Source organism: Alteromonas sp. 1_MG-2023 (assembly GCF_030547075.1).
In the GTDB taxonomy this organism is placed as follows: domain Bacteria; phylum Pseudomonadota; class Gammaproteobacteria; order Enterobacterales; family Alteromonadaceae; genus Alteromonas.
In genome coordinates, this window is record NZ_JAUOQH010000002.1 from 364,469 (window position 1) to 382,143 (window position 17,675).

The following is a 17,675-nucleotide window of genomic DNA, read 5'->3' on the forward strand; positions in this document are numbered from 1 at the left end:
CTTAAAACGCGTATTGCATAGTGAATTGAACGTGGCGTGGCGTGTTCGGCATCGCCAAGGTAGCGCCAAAGTAGCCCCCTTCAAACACGGGCTGCCAGTTCTCTTCATCGGTAATATTAATAACATCAACACGTAGGCGCATATCATCACTAACTTGATAATCGGCATTTACATCAATGTTGATTTGGTCTCGAATAAATACGGTTTGTAGAAAGTCGAGTGGGAACGACTTAGTGTACAAGGCCGAGGCACCAACTTGTAAATCATCGGTAAGTTGCCAGCCAGCATTTAATGACACTATTTGAGATGGAATGCCCTGCACTAATGAGTCAGACGGAGCAAACGCAGCAAAAGATGGCGAACCAACACCATTACCTTCAATGATATCTGGTCGGCTATCGTCAAAAGCATCGGCGACTTGCGCGGTATCTTGGAAAGAGGCCGAATCATCGAAGCGTGCATCTAAATAACTGTATGCCGCATTTACCCATACATCTTGCCCTTGGTAGAAAACTTGAAGCTCTGCGCCTTTGGTTTTCACGCCACTGTTACTGCCATCACGGTTACGTAAGCTACGTGTCTGATCAAATACCGATACCTCACCATACCAATGACTATCAGGAGAATACTTTAGCCCTACTTCATAAAGGGTATTTTCGGTGGCGAAGTTTAGCGGGTTAATTTCGTTGGCACTGGTAAGTGTGGTGCCACCTGCCATGCTATTGGATGTGGCATCATTTTCTGACCACGCCACATAAGCATTGAGTGATTTTGTCAGCTTGTACACCGCACTTAGTTGTACGCTTTCAAGTATATCGTTGTAAGTATCAGAAGCTGCAGTAACCCCTTCAGGCGCGAGCGGATCTCGCGCTTCTACATCGTAATAGTCGAACCTAACACCGGCAATGGTTGAAAACGATTCTGTCCATTGAGAGCGCTGCTGAAACGCTAAGCCAGTTTGTAGGGTGGTTGAATCGGTGGTATCAGATAAATTGTAATCCCCAGCACCATCGCCATCTATATCGTACTGTCCACCAGGTGAAACAAATACACCTGGGCGAAGCTCAACTAATCGGGCTTTTTGTGCATCGGTTAACGGAATTTCGCGATTGCTTAATGGGCCAGTTAAATCTACGGGGCTGTCAGCTTCAGTCGTAAACTGGCTGTAACCTAAAACATCGTTGTAACGTAATGCTAAACCGAATGTGGTGGTTTGCTTATCGTTCCAAACCACATCTAATTCAGTGCGGTTCTCGAACGCATCGGCACCATCAATAATTTCTACAAAACTATTCTGTGCAATTTCTTCACGTGTAAGATGCTGATAGTACGTCATGTTTCGTAGTACAAGGCTGTCTGAAAACTGATGAGATAAGTTGCTTCGTAGTACGGTAGACTCAGCGCCATTAATATCATCAGGATGGGTATAAACTTGGCTGCGTGGAATAGCCACTTCACCGGTAGGCGAAATAATAGCGCCAGCACCAGGTACGGTACTGCCATTCGCTTGAACACCTTGGCCTGTTATATAAAGGTTGTTATCAATTAGGTTTTGCGTTGGGCGATTAATACCTGCAATATCTGGGTACTCGGCATCGTAATATTCTGCGCTTATATCCCAGGTTGTAGCATTACTCGGTGTGTACCTATACGCAATAAACAGGTTTTTGCTTTCACGCTCTGCAAAGTCAAAGAAGCTATCGTGATCTAACCATTCAGCGCTTACTCGAATACCGCTTTTGCCTTCTTCGATGGCAGTACCATAATCAAGCTGCGCTGAATATTGATCCCAGCGCCCAGCGCGAAGTGTGATATTACCTTCACTGCCTACTGTTGGTGCAGTTTTGGTTTGCAGGTTTACAAAGCCACCATTTCGCTGTGTGCTGCCAAAGAGCACGGGCGATGGACCTTTTACTACATCTAATTGTTCAACACTGTTGAACGAAACCGGTAAACCAAAACCGTTGTTACCCGACTGACGACGTATACCATCTTGGAATAGCTCCCCCAACTGGCCACGAATACTAGGCAAGCTAGGCGTACCAAAACCGCTAGACGCATAGGCATTCGGCGCCGCTTTAACAATATCATGTAAGGTATTGATGTTTAGCGCATCCATAGCTTCAGCCGATAAAGACGTTACTGCTCGTGGCGTATCGGCTGCCGACATGCCGGCGCCAAACAACCCACTAAGCGTATTGTCGCCAGGGTTTAACGGGTTTAGCGCTTGTTGGCTGCCGGTTACTTCAACCACTTCTATATCTTTAGCGTCAGGACTATCGAGCTGATCGACTTGCTGAGCTTGCAGCCCTTGGCTTACAGAGAACGCCAATGCACTGATGGCAAGCCCAAATTTATTTTTCATTCGTATTTTTACCTTACAAAATTGCTTACTGGACAAGACCGACACCTTGCTAAAAATATTTCAAAAGCATTTTTATTTTTTTAAATGAAAGTTTTTGAAATTTAATATGAAAACCCCCGTTCTTTATCGCTTCACAAATAAATAGGAGTTAAAATGCAATCTCAACCAACCACTGATATCTCTGCTCGTTTGAGCTGGTCTCTACTCGCCCTTCGCGTGTCTGTTTTTATCGTTATGTTCGTGTGGACACTAGATAAATTCGTGAACCCAGCACACAGTATGAAAATCTTTCAACATTTTTATTCAATTGGTGGCGTACCAGAGACAGCGGTCTACATTTTGGGCGCATTTCAGTTAGCATTAGTGCTTGCCTTCGTCGCGGGTATCGCAAAACGTTATACCTACGGTTTAATTTTCTTGCTTCACGGCGGCTCTACAGTGTCGGCCTTTGCACAGTACTTTGATGCCTTCAATAATTTATTGTTTTTCGCTGCATGGCCTATGTGGGCGGCATGTTTTGCCCTTTATTTACTTCGCGACGCAGACACACGTTTTGCGTTAGGTAAGTAAAACTACTACATCAAATAGGTAAGCACGGCTGCCAAGTACGAATATTAAGTGGGCCTAACAAGCGCGATAAGTAAGCAGCCGTACAAAGTAAGTAAATAAATATTTACTTATATATAGCACGTTAATTAAAATTTGGTAGTAGCCAAAAGTTGCTGCCATTCTTTTTCTTCAACGGGCATTATTGATAACCTACCGCCCTTTTTCACCAAGCCTATTTCTGTAATAGTAGGCATTCCCTTAATGACAGATAGCGGCAATACACTTTCAAACTTTTCTACAAACTTTACATCTACGCGAAACCACCGCGGATTTTCACGTGTCGATTTAGGATCATAGTAGTTAGACTCGGGATTAAACTGGGTTTCATCTGGGTAACCTGCTTTTACCACTTCTGCAACGCCTGCAATACCTACTGTTTTGCAACTTGAATGATAGATAAACACTTGATCACCAATAGCAACCTTATCCCGCAAAAAGTTCCTTGCTTGATAGTTACGTACCCCATCCCAAGGCTCAGTTTGCTCAGGCCGTGTTTTTAAATCATCAATGCTGAATGCATCGGGTTCTGTCTTAAATAACCAGTAAGCCATACATTTTCTCGTTATTATCCTAATTGATATAGCAAAGCAGTATAACAAAGGCGGTGAATTTGACGACAGCGCTATACCTAGGTTGCTGTGTACTGGTATAATAGACGTTCGGTCTGCAATGTTTGTATTCGCGCTAAGCAATTTCATATCCGCTTTTGGCGGTCTGTATTTGCGATTAGCAATATGAACTATGATGTACTGACCTACTTAATTCTTTTTTTCTCTGCTATATGTGAACCTTATGCAAGCCACCATTAAGGCCGATCGCGGTCTATTTTCCTACCCTAAATATTGGCCGCACTGCCTTGGTACTGCGCCGTTTCTTCCCATGTCTAAAGAGGAAATGGATGCCCTAGGATGGGACAGCTGTGACGTAATCTTAGTGACTGGCGATGCGTATGTAGATCATCCAAGCTTTGGTATGGCGGTGATTGGCCGTGTACTTGAAGCCCATGGTTTTCGTGTAGGTATTATTTCTCAACCTGATTGGACGAGCAAAGATGCATTCATGACGCTGGGTAAACCGAATCTTTATTTCGGTGTTACTGCGGGCAACATGGATTCAATGATCAACCGTTACACAGCAGACAAAAAGCTTCGCCACGACGATGCTTATACACCAGGTAATGTGGGCGGTAAGCGCCCAGACCGTGCGGTTACCGTATACGCACAACGTTGCCGTGAAGCCTTTAAAGGCACGCCTGTTATTGCAGGTGGTATTGAAGCCAGCTTACGCCGTATTGCACATTACGATTATTGGAGCGAAAAGGTACGTCGTTCAGTATTGTTCGACTCAAAAGCTGACATGTTATTTTTTGGCAACGCCGAGCGCCCATTGGTTGAAGTCACCCACCGTTTAGCGGCCGGTGAAACTATTAGCGAAATGCGCGATATTCGCGGCACCGCCATTATTGTTAAAGAAGCATTACCCGAGTGGCAAGGGGTTGATTCAACCTCGTTAGATCGCCCCGGTAAAATTGAGCCAATCTCAAGCCCTTATCAAGTAGAGCCTGACTGCGACTCGCAAGATAAAGACAGCACAAACAGCGAAGCGCCAGAAGCTGCACCAATCGTGATACAACCACCCACGCGCCGCAAGCCTTGGGAAAATGTATACGTGAAGCTACCGGCTTACGAAACAGTAAAAGACAACAAAGTTTTATATGCCCATACGTCGCGTATTTTGCACCAAGAAACCAACCCTGGCTGTGCTCGTGCATTGATGCAGCGCCACGGCGACCGACATATTTGGATAAACCCACCCGCCATGCCTTTAGAAACAGAGGAAATGGATGCGGTATTCGACCTTCCGTATCAGCGTGTGCCCCACCCTGTTTATGGCGATGCCACTATACCCGCTTACGATATGATTAAGTTCAGTATCAATATTATGCGCGGGTGTTACGGCGGTTGTACCTTCTGTTCTATTACTGAGCATGAAGGCCGAATTATTCAAAGCCGCTCTGAAGACTCGATTATTCGTGAAATTGAAGAAATTCGCGATACTGTACCTGGATTTACGGGTGTTATTTCAGACTTGGGTGGCCCTACCGCAAACATGTACCGTTTGCGCTGTAAGAGCCCAAAAGCTGAGGCCACATGTCGTCGCCCATCTTGTGTATATCCAAGCATTTGCGCGCACATGGACACCGACCATAAACCGACTATCGATTTGTACCGTCGTGCTCGTGAATTACCCGGCGTGAAGAAAATTCTTATCGCTTCTGGTGTACGTTACGACTTAGCGGTTGAAGATCCTGAGTACGTAAAAGAATTAGCCTTGCATCACGTTGGCGGCTACTTGAAAATAGCACCAGAGCATACCGAAGATGGGCCTTTATCGAAAATGATGAAGCCGGGTATGGGCAGCTATTACCGTTTCAAAGAGTTATTCGATAAATACTCGCAAGAAGCAGGCAAAAAACAGTACCTTATTCCGTACTTTATTGCCTCGCACCCAGGTACCACAGACGATGATATGTTGAATTTGGCGATTTGGCTGAAAGAGAATAAGTTTAAGCTTGATCAAGTGCAAAACTTCTATCCTTCTCCAATGGCGACGGCAACAACGATGTACCACACCGAAGTGAATTCACTTCGTAAGGTAACTAAAGAAAGCGAAGATGTACCTTCGGCAAAGGGTGAAATACATCGTCGCTTACACAAAGCTATGCTTCGATATCACGATCCTAAAAACTTCGCGCAAATTCGTGAAGCACTTAAACGTATGGGTCGCGAAGATTTAATAGGCCGTGGCGCACAGCACTTAGTACCGCCTGAAACCGCAGATGAAAAACGTCAAAAAGCAGTAAGAGGCAGAAATGGCGAACGCGGATTAACTAAGCACACGGGTTTACCGCCAAGTTTCCAACGCAAAGGCCGTGGTAAAAACAACACTGCTGGCGCTTCTAGCGAAAATAGAGGTGGGAATAAAACTGAGAACAGAAACGGCGGTAAAAGCGGCGGGCAAAATCGTGGACAGAACACGCCAAGCTCACAGCGAAGAGGAAAGCCAACAGCGAAACGCTAGTTTCGCTTTTGCGCCTCTTTCTGCCCCTCTTGTTAGTAAGCCTCGGGGCAGATATCAGTTACCTAGGTTAGTTGAACCTATTGGCTGGCCTGTTGCCAAGGCCTATTGTCTAAAATATAGGCCACTTGAGTTCTGCCACTTTATATTTGTGACTATCAGTCGCTTTTAAGCGTACTTTTTGTAGGCACAGCAATACCTTTGCTGTGCCACTTAAATACGACAAATATTAAGTCTACATCGCCGGTATTTTTCACCCCGTGTTCATCCCAAGGCGCGGCATACAACATATCACCTGTATTTGCCTTAAATACTTCACCTTTAACACTCCACTGCCCACTTCCCTGAGTCACCAATAAAAACTCTTCGTCACTATGTTCGTGAGGTGGATGTATTTCTACCCCAGGCTTAATCACTGCCATACCCGCCAATGATTGGCTAGTGCCAAAGGTTTCATCATTGTGGTAGCTATAAAACATCCAGCCCTCCCCTTCATCAATTTCTGCATTTTTCTTTGGGATCACTTGGGTAGCAAAGTAATTACTGGCGTCAACTTTAGTAGAGGCTTTTTGATTCAATAGGGCTTGATTAGACGTGGCTTGGCTAGCCATGGATTTATTAGAAGCAGTCTGTTGGGGAACGGATTTGTCAGCGGTAAACCCTTCAGAAAAAGCAGCAGAAAAACTGCCAAAAACACATAAACTCGCTGTCAATATGCTGGGTAGATAGCGCTTCATTCAATATCTCCTTACGGTAGATTTGCTTTGTTAAGCACTGCCACTGTTGGGGCAGTTAAACTACTAATGTATAGCATATCGGCAGTTTCTAACACTCCTGTCGTAAGTGGATAGCCACCACTTGGGTCTTGCAAGTCATCAATCACTTTTCCTTGTTTACTTATTTTTATCACGTGTCCGTAATCTTTAGCTTTAGGACGCAGAAATGCAGGCAACCGCTGTACTATTTTACGTAAAAAAGGAGAGTGAGATAAATCGTCTAGCGAGGCAGAGCGAGGTGAAGCAAACCCTACCCAATAGCCGCCATCTGGCGCGCGAGCAATGTTATCGGGAAATCCAGGTAAGTTGTCAATGAACACATCTACCATTCCAGCTTTAGGCCCAGCAATAAAGTATCTCAATACCCGATAGCTGCCTGTTTCATTTACCAAGACATACTGCTGGTTTTCACTGATAGCAACGCCATTAGCAAACGTTAACCCGTCCATTTCCACTGTGGTGGCTTTTGTAGCGGGGTTGTACGCAAGCAATCGGCCATTACCTTTATGCTCTAAAATTTCTAACAGGCTGCCGCTTAGGGTTCCGCTATAGGCTTTAGCACTAAATTTAGTGGTGGCGTCAGAAAAATATATCATGCCATTTTCTGCCACGTCGACGTCATCGGCGTACACGATAGGCGTGTCATTAACGGTATCAGTCAGTAGCCTAATATCAGATGATGGCGAAATTGAAAGTAGCCCGCTAAAAGCGTCCGCTACAATAAGGTTATCGTTGGCATCAAACTCCATCCCTAAAGGACGCCCGCCAGTATTTACCCACGCAGTAAACTTAGTTGCGCCAGGCGCTAACAGCATAATAGTACCCGAATGGGTGGCGGTAGCGATGGTGCCATCACTTCGCAGCGCAAAATCTTCGGGACCAAATTCGTCGCCTAGGGTAAGGCTGTCGGCAAGGGATAGTTTATCGTTAGTAAGGTGAACGCCGCTGTAGCCCTTGTTTTCTGGTGCATCCCATGCTTCAGGTTCAACTGGCACAGGCCAAAAGAGTAAATATCCCGTCACTGTCAGTAAAGCAATTATTAGTATAATTCGCATGCGCCTACCTTATAAAAATCGAGCTTGAAAAAAGTATAGGGTTAAGCAATAACATGTTATTGAATTAGGGTTAAATTCAGATTGATGATGAGTAACAATGCCTAAAGGCTATAAGCGACCAGTATGAGGGGTTCTGTCTTTAGCGTTTTACTACTTCTCACTTACCACCCACGTTATTGCTAGTCTAACGTGGATGGTTTTTTTTGATTATATGATCTTGAGGTTTTCTTTATTGCACGGTTAAACAAGAGGTGATTGAGTGTCACCTGATACTTGCGAGTTATTAGATTTACTCGGCGCCTTGCTTGTCTTGCCAGTCTGTTTTGATTCCGCCTGTTTTGATTCCGTCTGTTTTAATTCAGTCTGTGCGCTTGTCAACAAGGCCTCACGCTTAAGCAAAGTATTGCCACGTAAAATACTCCATATTACATAAGCAAGCATAGGAATATTTAATTGCAGAGAGGCTATCGATAACACATTTTCACCATTCACCGCCCCGTAAATAACTAATAGCAGCAGAACACTTATTCCCGATATTATCAGCCATACCGGCTTAGTAAGCTGCTTAAGCGCTACAGTTAGTGCTACATTAAGCACCATTATCCCCCAAAACACAGCGGTTAAAGAGCTAGCAATAAACATATCGGCTATTGCGGTTAATGCTAATGCGCTAACACTCCCCCACACCGTGCAATACCATAAACGGGTTGCTAATACAGGGTGCGCTTTTTTAGAGAGCCATATTTCCATACCCGATACACATAGCATGGTAAGCATAATACCTAAAACGAAATACAGCACTTTGGAAGGCATACCCGCAAAGTCACCAAAGTGCATACGATACACCGCCCACAATAGTTGTTTGCCCCAGGTGCCATCGTCATACCCTGCGGTGCCTAAATAATTACCGGCAGTGTCAAATCTATAGGCTTCACCGTATATTAAACGCCCCGGTACTTGCGCATATATTTCAATAAACTGCTCAGGTTTATTAACCTCATGCACGGTAACAAAAATAAGCGGGTTTTCTGGCGCTATCGTTTCCATTTGAGCAATGGCTTTACCTAAAGCAGGCCTACCTTCTTGCGGTACTAATACCGGGTCTGGGGTGAATACTTGATTAATCACCGCATCTTGATCGCCGCCATAATGCAATTGCGCGACTATAACGAGCACAATACCCGCTAAACCAAAGTAAGTGCCTGTTACTGCAATCACTAAATGAAATGGCGCCGCCCATAGACCAAAGCGATTATGTAAATCAATTTGGCTTTGTTGCCCATTTCCGCCTCGGCGTAATTTGAAAGCATCTTTAGCCATACGCTTGTGTGCAATAACGCCAGTGATAATGAGTGTACAAATAATAGCACCCAAAGCACTGACTAGTATCATTCCCCAACTATGGGGTAAATTCAGGTATAAGTGCAAGTCCACCAGCATTTGAGTGAATGGAACGTCTTCCTTTTCAAGCAAATTTCCTTGGGCATCCGCAAAATAAGCAGCATGATCATTTTCTACCACTAACCTTGGAATACCTGATGTTGGAAACACCACGAATAAATGGTCGGTTTCCTCGGGATGTTCGGCTAAAAAGCTCTCCATCGCTTTATCAACAGCGCCTTCGTCCACAGATTCAAACTCAGGAATGTGAGGTTGTTCCCAACGCTCGAACTCTAAATGAAACACCGCGATAGTGCCTGAAAGGCAAACTAAAAAGAGCAATGCACTTAAAAATACGCCTACCCAACTGTGTGCATTTAGCGCTGATTGTTTTGTCGCTTTATCCATTTTCATTCCTAAATTGGCATGGCCATCAGTATGGCTAAACTTGCCCCAGTAGCCACAAGGTAGCCAATAACCGTTTTTATTTTTTTTGTCGTCGCTAAGTAATGATAAACCGCAAGCCCCCATATAATGGGTGATATAACCATAGTGGTAGCAAGTTGCCCGGTGATATCAAATGGCAGCAGGGCACAGATAGCAAGAGATGCAATAACGCTAAATACAAGAAGGAGTACCAATACTACAATGTAGTGAAGAATATGCCGTAATGTCGTTTTAGTAGAAAAGTCTAACTTTCTAGGTTGAGGTAACTGCTGAGGTGCTGGCATGTGGGTTTGATTTGCCGCAATAAATGGCCATACCACTAATCCCGGAAGGCATAATGCATACAAAACGCCAAACTCCCATCCTACTGACATTGACCATGCAATGGACGATAACAGCCAGACAGCGATACCAATATATAACATGGGGCCAGTTTGACGCCGCCAACTCTGGTATACCGCCGCCATAGAAGCAATAGAAAGGCCGCTTGCGGCAAACAACATGAACATAACTAACCTTTGAATAATAATGAGTGCCGATGTGGTTTAGCATTGAATTGAGCTAACAAAAAGGTAAATCAATCTATCAGTCGACCTATACTTTATTAGCTTTTATATCGTGCTTTTTCATCAACTATTATGGGTATAAATTACCAAAATTTAGCAGCTAATGAAAACAATAATTATTCCTATTTGATTGTACTGTTCTTTTCAAATGACTAACGGCTAGATTACGCTCAGGTGTTCTCAAAAACTTGGTTTAAAACCTAATCAAAAACCCAGTCAAAAATTTAGCACGGCACTACATTAATGAGTTTACTTTCAAACACTTAAATAAAATTTCTTAGATAAAGGCTCTTAATTCAAAGATCTTCAATTCAAGAACGCACATGCATGAACTTGTATTTAAGCATTTATCTACAAAAAGAATTAAGTTTGTAGGCTATAAACAAAAAGACCGACTTACATTAGTAAGTCGGTCTTTTATATTTTATTTCAACGGTAAGAACGATTACGCTGCTTGCGTATCTTCTTCCATTTCAATGACTTCATGGCTAAGCAAGTATTCAAATGCTGCTAGCGATGCTTTAGCACCCTCGCCCATTGAAATTACAATTTGCTTATACGGTACCGTTGTAACGTCACCTGCAGCGAAAATACCTGGTGCAGACGTATTACACTTAGTATCAATAACAATTTCACCGTACTTGCTCATATCAACCACATCTTTCATAAATTGGCTGTTTGGTACTAGACCAATTTGAACAAATACACCTGAAAGCGCAAGAGAGTGTAACTCGTTGGTATTGCGATCGTGATATTCGATAGCATTCACCTTGCCATTTTCAGCCGTGATTTGATGCGTTGCCGCGTTTCTGATAATCGTGATGTTTTCACGTTTCTCAGCTTGGTCGATGAGTACTTGGTCTGCTTTAAGCTCAGGCATAAATTCAAATACCGTTACCGATTTCACAATACCAGCCAAATCAAGGGCAGCTTCAATACCTGAGTTACCACCACCAATTACCGCAACGTCTTTACCTTTAAAGAAAGGACCATCACAGTGAGGGCAATATGCCACGCCATTACCTACGTTTTCTTTCTCACCTGGAACACCAAGTTCTCTCCAACGTGCGCCAGTAGCAACAACAATTGAACGAGTGCGAATTTGTTCGCCAGACGATAACGTAATCGTTTTAACATTACCTTGTTCTACAGAATCAACACGAACGTGCTCTTTAAGCGTGATATCGTAATCGTTCATGTGTTCCATTAAGTTACCTACTAGCTCAGGGCCGGTAGTTTTAGATACTGAGATAAGGTTCTCAATACCCATAGTATCTTTCACTTGACCACCGAAACGATCGGCAACCACAGTCACTTTTAAGCCTTTACGTGCGCTGTATATGGCAGATGCCACACCCGCTGGACCACCACCAATTACGGTAACGTCTTGTAGCGGTAACGACTCACCCTTGTTCGCATCTTTTAGCGAAGGGTCACGTTCGATAAGTTTGTCGATAAGCACCGATGCATCTACTTTACCGTTAGCGAACAGCTCGCCATTAAGGTAAACACTTGGAACACCTTGAATGTCACGTTCTGCTACTACGTTTTGATACAAACCACCGTCAATCATTTCAGACGTAATGTTTGGATTAAGTAGTGCAAATTGGTTAAGCGCCTGAACTACTTCTGGGCAGTTGTGGCAGCTTAAGCTGATAAATACTTCGAAGTTAAGTTCTTCTTTAACGCCTTTAACAATCGCTTTTACGCTGTCATCAATTTTAAGCTCGGTTCCTGATGCGTGAAGCATACCTAAGATAAGCGAGTTGAATTCGTGACCGCCAGGAATACCAGAAAAGCGAATGCCTGTATCTTCACCATCTGCTTCTAACAGAAAGCTAATAGAGCTACGTAGTACACCATTGGTGTCACGCTCTTCAAGGCTTAATTTGTCACTTACACCAGCAATGTCGGACAGAAACGACACAAGCTCTTCACGCTTGCTGTGTTCACCGGTCTGTACGACGAAGGTTACGTTTTTCTGCATTGACTCAGCATAGCCTTTCAACGCTTGTAAAATTTCTTTAGTTAACACGGTAATCTGCCTTATTTTCGACACGCCGATCCCCACTAACCATTTTTCAGGCTAACAACATAAGCGGGAATTGGAAATTTATTAGATAGGGAGTGGAGACCCACTCCCATTACTTACTTATAAATTATTTATAAGTGCTAAGCAGTTGCTTAGATTTTGCCTACTAGGTCAAGAGAAGGAGCTAGTGTAGCTTCGCCTTCTTTCCATTTAGCTGGGCAAACTTCACCTGGGTGAGAAGCAACGTACTGAGCAGCTTTGATTTTACGAACTAGGTCGTCTGCATCACGGCCGATACCTTCAGAAGTGATTTCCATCGCTTGAACGATACCTTCTGGGTCAACAACAAATGTTGCACGGTCAGCAAGACCCATAGTTTCACGCATACAATCAAAGTTGCGAGTGATTTCACCAGTAGGGTCGCCAATCATTGCAAACTTGATTTTGTTGATAGTGTCAGACGAATCGTGCCACGCTTTGTGAGTGAAGTGAGTATCAGTAGATACTGAGTATACTTCTACGCCACGAGACTGAAGCTCTTCGTACTTATCAGCAATGTCGCCAAGTTCAGTTGGACATACAAATGTGAAATCTGCTGGATAGAAAACAAATACTGCCCACTTACCGCTGATATCTTCGCTGCTTACTTCGATGAACTCGCCGTCTTTAAATGCTTGTGCTTTAAACGGTTTGATAGCAGTGTTAATTAATGCCATGTTTACTTTCTCCATTAAGTGAATAAATTTTGTATTGTTAGTAAAATCTAACCAATACAAATAGTACGAAATATTACAAAGCCCAGTAAAACTAACCAGAATCGGTTTTGCTTAAACTCGACTTCGTTGAAACTGGTGATAAGAATAGCGCGGTTTTTTTAAAAAAACTAATTGGTATTTCTGAATGCTTTAATCACATTTACCAATCAATAGTTTAAAAATCTCACAAAAATCCCGAACAGGCGAAATTTCTCACATTCCACCCATCCACGCAAGTGTCGCTTTCAAAAACCAATAAAGGTAATGTTAGCGCCATCATTGTTACAACGGCATTGCAGTTATGGATCGCGCAGTATTTCTCAATCAAGAAATAGCCAAGATTGATGGCATCTCACCTTCTTCTCATTTAGCAAAACATTTAAAAATGGCCCAAAGCCCATTCGTTTTTTACCGTGGTAGTGCGCAGCTATTTTACGCCGATTTAGCCACTCATCATTTAATGGTACCTAAAGCCTGCTTTTCAATGCCTTTAACGAGTGTGATGGGCGATTGCCATACGTCTAACTTCGGCTTCCTAACAGAAGAAGGTTCTCATGGTGACACCGTTGTGTTTTCACCTAACGATTTTGATGATGCCTGTGTCGGTTATGCCCACTGGGATATTCTGCGCTTTCTTACTTCACTATCATTAGTGCAAGCGCATTGCGAAGGTGTAACTGCAGGGCATATTGCTATAGATGAAGCTGACTTATCTAAGCGCGCTATCGATGCTAGCCATGTTAACCACGCGCAACAGGTATTTTTGGATGAGTACGTAGCAACCTGTCAACGGGTGACCGAAAATGCCAATGTGATCAACGAGGCAGTGGATTATCCCCCAGAGGGCAAGCTAAAAAAATATTATCGTAAAGCACTAGCGCGCTCTTCGTGTGGTGAAAAGTTTGAAACCAGAAGTGCACTGGCAAAAGCAGTACACATGAAAGAAGACGGGCTTGAATTTAAGCATATTACCGACAAATATACACCGTTAAGCCCAAGCGAACATCAACAGGTGTTAAACGCGTTTGCACCTTATATGGATGATGACATTGTTGATATCACTAGCAGAGAAAATGCTGGTACCGGTTCGGTTAACCTGCGTCGTTTCTATTTTTTAGTGGGTCCTAAAAAGCCGCATACTGCTGAAAGCTTTCGTTATTGCCATATTGTTGAAGTAAAGCAACAGCGCAAGGCCGCACCTCTGTTCTATTTTGAAAATGTATGTCCAGTAAATAAATTAAACCCGGCTCACCTTACCGCTCGAAGTCAACGGCGTATGCAGCGCCGCCCTGATTTATTACTTGATGAAGTGATTTGGGACGATGCTCATTGGTTAATTCGTTCTCGTCATCACGCTAAAGTAGGATTAGATCCACAGGATATTGGATTAGGAAATAAAGCACGTGAAGGTGATTTTAGTTATTTCGCTAAACTGTGTGGGTACACCCTTGCCTTAGCGCATTGCCGTGGTGATAGGCGAAGCACTCGCTTTGCAAGAGGTGCGGTCAACACACTAACCAAAGACACTATTAATGCGTTAATCAACAGCGCCAATCAATATTCAAAACAAGTAATAGAAGATCACGCTTGGTTTTGTGAAACGCTTAAAAACGGCTAATTAGTCAATAATACGAAGAGAGCACAAAAAGAAATTAGAGCAAAAAATAAAAAAAGAACAGACAGCGAAATGGTAAAGAAAACGTAAAGCGCATGCTTCTAAGGCTATAAAACCAAGCGACTACCAGATACTTTTTTAAACAATATAGCGTTATTTATAGATGTTAAAATGGCTTTTATGACGAGTCAATGTCATAAATAAACTTACTCAATAAAGCTAAATAACTGATTAATCGATAATTACTAAAAGTAAACTTGAATAGCGTTAAGTCATTCCTGCGTTGGCGTTATAGTTATAGGCTAGGTCTAGCAATAAAAAGAAGGTCTAAAAAATTAGACTTAATAATAATAGACTTAAAAGGGAAACAATCAGTGAAAACTTCATTGTCACTAATAACAGCAGGTATTCTTACTGCATTTTCGGCTAACGCCAGCGACCTCGTCATCAGCGGTGTTGTTGATGCATCACTTACCGGCGGCCTTCCTAAAGCGGTCGAGCTTTACGTTGTAAACGATATTGCCGACTTGTCTGTATACGGGCTTGGCTCAGCCAACAATGGCGGCGGTACCGATGGTGTAGAATTTACTTTCCCAGCAGATAGCGCCTCAGCGGGTACCTATATTTATGTAGCCTCTGAAATTGATGGTTTTACTGAATTTTTCGGTTATGCCCCTGACTACGACTCAACCGCAATGGGTATTAATGGCGATGATGCCGTAGAGCTTTTCGAAAACGAAGCGGTTATTGATACATTTGGCGACATCAACGTTGATGGTAATGGCACAGCATGGGAATACCTAGATGGCTGGGCCTATCGAAAAGATGGTTCAGTCGCTAATGGCGGTACCTTCTCGTCTGACAACTGGACGTACAGTGGCGTAGACGCATTAGATGATACACCAACCAATGCTGATGCAGCGACTCCCTTCCCTGTTGCAACCTTTAGTACTGAAGGCGGCGGTGATGAAGAACTTCCACCAGAAGAGCCAGTCATTGAGTTAGGTGTTTGTGCTGATGCCGCAACCCTTATTAGCACCATTCAAGGTAGCGGCGATGCTTCAGAAGAAGTAGGCAATGGTCATATCGTTGAAGCCGTTGTTACTGGCATGGGTGCGGGCGGCTTCTTTTTACAAGAAGAAACAGCAGATAGCGATGGCGATGACGCCACCTCTGAAGGTATTTTCGTTAGCGGCTCTACTGATATTGCAGTAGGCAATGTTGCGCGTTTATACGGTGAAGTTATTGAAAACTACGGCATGACTACGCTTAACCTAGACAGCGATGTGACTGCACTAGATTGTGGTGCGAGCGATGACGTATTAATGACGACCATCGATATGCCTTTCGATTACTCTCTTGAGCCATTAGAAAGTATGCTTGTATCAGTCGTTGATGCGACGGTAACTAGCACCAACGACTTATGGCGTTATGGTGAAATGCAAGTGAGTGACGGTATTAAACGTCAGCCTAGCGATGTAGCTGCGCCACTAACAGACGCATACGTTGAAGCCGTAGCGGCATCTGAAGCTAGCTTGCTTAAAATCGAAGACAACAGCAGTTCTAGCTACCCAGACACTATTAACTACTTCCCTACGTTTAGCTACGCTAATCCTATTCGTATTGGCGATACTGTGTCTGCTAGCGGCCCACTAAACTACAGCTTTGGTACGTTTAGAATTAACCCTACTGAAGTCATAACGGTAACCTCTACTCGTGAAGCGAACCCAGTGGTAACTGAAGGTAATTTATCAATTGCTACCTTCAATGTACTGAACTACTTCAATGGCGAAGTAGATGCAAACGGCGATGTAACCTACGATTTCGATTTAAACCGTGGTGCAGAAAACGAAACTGAATTCGCATTACAAGAAGCGCGTATCGTTGAAGCTATTGTTGGCTTAAACGCTGACGTTGTTGGCTTAATGGAAATTGAAAACGATGGTTTTGGGGACGATAGCGCTATTGTAAGCCTTGTTGCTGCTGTTAATGCTGAACTTGCCGATGCCGAGCAGTACTCATTTATTAGCACTGCTGATAGCACAGCAATTGGTACTGATGCGATTACCGTTGGCTTATTATACCGCGCAGCTATTGTAACCCCTGAAGGCGATGCTCAGGTTGTAGACATGCCAATTCAGCAAATTGATGAAGATAGCGTGGCACAAATGCGCCCTTCTCTAATTCAATCTTTTGCCCATGTTGAAAGCGGAAAGACCTTTGCGGTTGCGGTTAACCACTTTAAATCGAAAGGTTCTGAGTGTGGCGAAGATCTTGCTGAAGAAGTGAGCGAAACTGATACCATTCAAGGTAGCTGTAACGCACTTCGTGTATCTGCTGCTATTACATTAGGTGACGCGTTAAGTGATGAGAGCTTGCCAGAGCGTATACTAGTTTTGGGTGATTTGAACTCGTACAGTGCTGAAGATCCAGTTGCTGTTCTTACCGACTACACAGCAGAAACCCAAGGCTACACGGTAATGACCGCAGCTAACACAGGTATGGACGACGGTGCCTCTGTAGAAGTCACGGCCAACTATGGGTATGTTAACCTTGCAGAAGAGTTTGATGCTGAAGGTTACTCGTACTGGTTCTACGGTACAGAGCAAGTGGGCAGCTTAGACCATGTGCTTGCAAGTGAAGCAATGCTTGCTGATGCGGTAGACGGTGCACATTGGAGCATTAACTCTCCTGAAGTTTACCAATTCCAGTACGACCAAGCGCTTTCTTACTACCCTGATGAAGACGGCTATGCATTTACTGATGTAGGTCCATTCCGCAGCTCAGACCACGACCCGTTCATTGCAACCTTCAACTTAGAAGCAGAATTACCTGATGAAGCTGATCCTATTGAAGATGACAATGATTCAGGCGGTTCTATGGGCTTTATCTTAGCATTAATGGCTGGTGTTCTAACCTTTCGCCGCCGTTCAGCTAAGTAAATTCATCAAACGTAACCGCCACAAATAAACGCTGGCGGTTTCAAAACGAAAAAAG

At 43.7% G+C, this 17,675-nt stretch carries 12 protein-coding genes; 4 read left to right on the forward strand and 8 right to left on the reverse strand.

Translation table 11 applies throughout. From position 1 onward, the window contains the following. Window position 1: 1 nt before the first annotated feature. Window positions 2–2,365 (reverse strand): TonB-dependent siderophore receptor, encoded by a 2,364-nt coding sequence (locus tag Q4561_RS03525; protein WP_303457619.1) that lies wholly within the window; start codon window positions 2,363–2,365, stop codon window positions 2–4. A 153-nt stretch (window positions 2,366–2,518) separates the two neighbouring features. On the opposite strand from Q4561_RS03525, the gene Q4561_RS03530 reads away from it, so the two are divergent. After that, window positions 2,519–2,935 (forward strand): hypothetical protein, encoded by a 417-nt coding sequence (locus Q4561_RS03530; RefSeq protein ID WP_303457620.1) that lies wholly within the window; start codon window positions 2,519–2,521, stop codon window positions 2,933–2,935. 125 nt (window positions 2,936–3,060) lie between these two features. Here Q4561_RS03530 and Q4561_RS03535 read toward each other — a convergent pair whose 3' ends face one another. Continuing rightward, on the reverse strand, window positions 3,061–3,525 hold the full coding sequence (locus Q4561_RS03535; protein WP_303457622.1) for an EVE domain-containing protein: 465 nt from the start codon (window positions 3,523–3,525) through the stop codon (window positions 3,061–3,063). A gap of 241 nt (window positions 3,526–3,766) precedes the next feature. On the opposite strand from Q4561_RS03535, the gene Q4561_RS03540 reads away from it, so the two are divergent. Continuing rightward, window positions 3,767–6,055 carry a YgiQ family radical SAM protein gene (locus Q4561_RS03540; RefSeq protein WP_303457624.1) on the forward strand — a complete coding sequence of 763 codons (2,289 nt, stop codon included), beginning with the start codon at window positions 3,767–3,769 and terminating at the stop codon, window positions 6,053–6,055. A 155-nt stretch (window positions 6,056–6,210) separates the two neighbouring features. Here the strand turns inward: Q4561_RS03540 and Q4561_RS03545 are convergent, their stop codons facing one another. The 6 genes from Q4561_RS03545 to ahpC form a co-directional block, all read right to left on the reverse strand. Further along, window positions 6,211–6,789, reverse strand: coding sequence for a cupin domain-containing protein (locus Q4561_RS03545; protein ID WP_303457626.1), 579 nt, complete (start codon window positions 6,787–6,789; stop codon window positions 6,211–6,213). Window positions 6,790–6,800: 11 nt separating this feature from the next. Further along, entirely contained in the window at window positions 6,801–7,883 is a 1,083-nt protein-coding gene (locus tag Q4561_RS03550) for an SMP-30/gluconolactonase/LRE family protein (RefSeq protein WP_303457627.1), read from the reverse strand. Between the two features lie 240 nt (window positions 7,884–8,123). Beyond that, window positions 8,124–9,671, reverse strand: a complete 1,548-nt coding sequence (locus tag Q4561_RS03555) for a PepSY domain-containing protein (RefSeq protein ID WP_303457629.1) — start codon at window positions 9,669–9,671, stop codon at window positions 8,124–8,126. 8 nt (window positions 9,672–9,679) lie between these two features. Further along, window positions 9,680–10,219, reverse strand: a complete 540-nt coding sequence (locus Q4561_RS03560; RefSeq protein WP_303457631.1) for a hypothetical protein — start codon at window positions 10,217–10,219, stop codon at window positions 9,680–9,682. A 502-nt stretch (window positions 10,220–10,721) separates the two neighbouring features. Then, window positions 10,722–12,311 carry an alkyl hydroperoxide reductase subunit F gene (gene ahpF, locus Q4561_RS03565; RefSeq protein ID WP_303457633.1) on the reverse strand — a complete coding sequence of 530 codons (1,590 nt, stop codon included), beginning with the start codon at window positions 12,309–12,311 and terminating at the stop codon, window positions 10,722–10,724. A gap of 149 nt (window positions 12,312–12,460) precedes the next feature. After that, window positions 12,461–13,024, reverse strand: coding sequence for an alkyl hydroperoxide reductase subunit C (gene ahpC, locus Q4561_RS03570; protein ID WP_303457635.1), 564 nt, complete (start codon window positions 13,022–13,024; stop codon window positions 12,461–12,463). A gap of 340 nt (window positions 13,025–13,364) precedes the next feature. On the opposite strand from ahpC, the gene Q4561_RS03575 reads away from it, so the two are divergent. Together Q4561_RS03575 and Q4561_RS03580 are read left to right on the forward strand one after the other, a co-directional pair. Beyond that, on the forward strand, window positions 13,365–14,681 hold the full coding sequence (locus Q4561_RS03575) for a DUF2252 family protein (protein WP_303457636.1): 1,317 nt from the start codon (window positions 13,365–13,367) through the stop codon (window positions 14,679–14,681). A gap of 371 nt (window positions 14,682–15,052) precedes the next feature. Next, a complete protein-coding gene (locus tag Q4561_RS03580) occupies window positions 15,053–17,620 on the forward strand; it encodes an ExeM/NucH family extracellular endonuclease (protein WP_303457637.1) in 2,568 nt (855 codons plus the stop codon). Window positions 17,621–17,675 lie beyond the last annotated feature (55 nt).

Excerpts from the sequence above, each read along its gene's own strand:
- Q4561_RS03525 (WP_303457619.1), bottom strand. The coding sequence starts at position 2,365 with ATGAAAAATAAATTTGGGCTTGCCATCAGTGCATTGGCGTTCTCTGTA.
- Q4561_RS03530 (WP_303457620.1), top strand. The coding sequence starts at position 2,519 with ATGCAATCTCAACCAACCACTGATATCTCTGCTCGTTTGAGCTGGTCT.
- Q4561_RS03535 (WP_303457622.1), bottom strand. The coding sequence starts at position 3,525 with ATGGCTTACTGGTTATTTAAGACAGAACCCGATGCATTCAGCATTGAT.
- Q4561_RS03540 (WP_303457624.1), top strand. The coding sequence starts at position 3,767 with ATGCAAGCCACCATTAAGGCCGATCGCGGTCTATTTTCCTACCCTAAA.
- Q4561_RS03545 (WP_303457626.1), bottom strand. The coding sequence starts at position 6,789 with ATGAAGCGCTATCTACCCAGCATATTGACAGCGAGTTTATGTGTTTTT.
- Q4561_RS03550 (WP_303457627.1), bottom strand. The coding sequence starts at position 7,883 with ATGCGAATTATACTAATAATTGCTTTACTGACAGTGACGGGATATTTA.
- Q4561_RS03555 (WP_303457629.1), bottom strand. The coding sequence starts at position 9,671 with ATGGATAAAGCGACAAAACAATCAGCGCTAAATGCACACAGTTGGGTA.
- Q4561_RS03560 (WP_303457631.1), bottom strand. The coding sequence starts at position 10,219 with ATGTTCATGTTGTTTGCCGCAAGCGGCCTTTCTATTGCTTCTATGGCG.
- ahpC (WP_303457635.1), bottom strand. The coding sequence starts at position 13,024 with ATGGCATTAATTAACACTGCTATCAAACCGTTTAAAGCACAAGCATTT.
- Q4561_RS03575 (WP_303457636.1), top strand. The coding sequence starts at position 13,365 with ATGGATCGCGCAGTATTTCTCAATCAAGAAATAGCCAAGATTGATGGC.